This window comes from Psychrobacter pasteurii, assembly GCF_900162815.1.
GTDB classification, from domain to species: Bacteria; Pseudomonadota; Gammaproteobacteria; order Pseudomonadales; family Moraxellaceae; genus Psychrobacter; species Psychrobacter pasteurii.
This window is the reverse complement of the sequence record NZ_FUGD01000228.1, coordinates 1-1965: the sequence shown is the minus strand read 5'-3', so window position 1 is coordinate 1965 and position 1965 is coordinate 1. Positions and strand designations below refer to the sequence as shown.

Genomic DNA, 1965 nt, shown 5'->3' with positions numbered 1-1965 from the left:
CTTAAAAACAGCCCTTTTAAAAAGAAATTTTCATTAGAAATTTTTTTGTATGGATCCGAATAAATCGGATTTTTCTCTCTGGTGTCAGGACCAACAGAGTCTAGGTGAATAGGTTTTACAGTGCAATTTTGGTATGCCTCATAAGCGCTTATAAACAATCTTATACCAAGATACATAAGGTACAATCCGCCTATCATCTTAATTACAGTAAATACCGTTGGATACAGTCTCAATAGAGTGCCAGCACCTAGTACAGTTAGCAGTATCAAAATACTATCACCAACAAAAATACCTGTTACCGCAAGATAGCCTCGGCGCACACCATATGAGGCTGAAACTGTTAAACTATACAAACTATTTGGACCTGGTAATATAATCACAATGATTGAACCAATAACATAAGTCAGCAAATCTGTAGTGCCAAACATCATATCTCTCCATCTAACCTATATTACAGGCAATAAAAAAAGCCGAGGTCATTCGGCTCTATTTAGTAATCATACAGTTATGAATTATTGACTGTTACAAGTCATATCGATATTCAACCATATCCGTAAGTGTTGCAAGATCATCATAAATTTTACGTGCAGTTGTATTACTTTCTTGCGTTTTCCAATAGACACGGTTGCAATTTTTCATATCAGCAAAACTATACACGTGTTGGATCAATGCCCGTCCTATACCTGCCCCCCGTGTATCTTCTGCGACATACAAATCTTCAAGATAGCAAACCTCTGTATCATTCCATGTATTTGGATGAATCACGGTATGTACTATGCCCACCAATTTGCCATTTTGATAAGCACCAAAGCCAAAAATAGACGTATTATCATCACAAAGCTTTCGCCATGTCTCTTTACTAATTTTTAATGGTAAGGACGTACCGTAAAACGTTAAATACGCATTCCATAATATTAACCAATCATCGAAGTCAGCCCCGTTAAGTGGTTGTATTTTTGTTTTTTTAACTGGTCTATTGTCCATTATATTTCCCAATATTTGTTTAATAAAATTAAAATTTTCAGACTAAAGGTAATTAATCAGCTTAAAAACTATAAATCTATCATATCTCAATAAACACAAAATAAAGGCGCAAAAAAGACGGTATATTGGTTAAATAAGACGTTTTTTCTATAAGCAATTTAGTTTGAATAGTCTATCTTTAATTTGAGTAAACCAAGTGTCGTTTACGGCGTTCATTAGGTGTTTGGTTAAACCGTTTTTTAAAATTACGCACCAAAGACAATGTATTACTATAGCCACATTGTTCAGCAACTAGAGCAATAGGGATATCGGTATTTAATATCAGACCTAAAGCAGATTGCATCCTAAGCTCAGTTAGATATGCTAAAGGTGTACACGAAAACTGTTTCTTGAATGTCATTTTAAACTGACTTTCACTCAAGCAGGCAACTTTAGATAATGAAGCAATCGTATGCGTCTTTGCTAAATTATTCTTCATTGTCTCAACAACTAACAATAAGCGTGGACTTGCTTTACTTACAGTAGGCATAGACTTAAGTAAGGTTTTTAATAAATAAAACATCTGTGCTTCAGCCTCAATATTGCATGTTGATTGCAACTGTTTTTCTATAAACGTTAAGAATAGTAGCGTTTTTTCATCTAATGAAAAGTGTAAACTCGTTTCAGACGTCCATAAGTTATCAATCTTTTCATGTAAATTTACCGTCAAAAATTTGAAGTTATTCATTGATTGGCATTCATGAAATACGTTTTTATTAACTAATAAAGCCTCACCATAATGAATACGCACTGTTTTATCATTAACACCAGTATCAAGGTGGGTGATTAAAGGTATTATCAATTGATTGAAGTCGTGAGAATGTCCTTCAGTCGCCGAGTTTAAATAACTACGAATATACAAAAGGTTTTTGAATGATGGTCTTGAGTTCATAGATGCTGACTTGTATGAGTTAAATAAATACTTGTTACGAGACTTAATGA

The 1965-nt window shown here is 33.7% G+C and carries 3 protein-coding genes; all 3 read right to left on the bottom strand.

All coding sequences use genetic code 11. The features are described 5' to 3' along the window. On the bottom strand, positions 1-431 hold a 431-nt coding region (locus tag A1232T_RS13595), incomplete at its 3' end, for a LysE family transporter (protein ID WP_244152481.1). 91 nt (positions 432-522) lie between these two features. Beyond that, positions 523-984, bottom strand: coding sequence for a GNAT family N-acetyltransferase (locus A1232T_RS13590; protein ID WP_077449843.1), 462 nt, complete (start codon positions 982-984; stop codon positions 523-525). A gap of 178 nt (positions 985-1162) precedes the next feature. Continuing rightward, positions 1163-1965, bottom strand: an 803-nt coding sequence (locus A1232T_RS13585) for an AraC family transcriptional regulator (RefSeq protein WP_077449842.1), incomplete at its 5' end; no start/stop codon positions are given.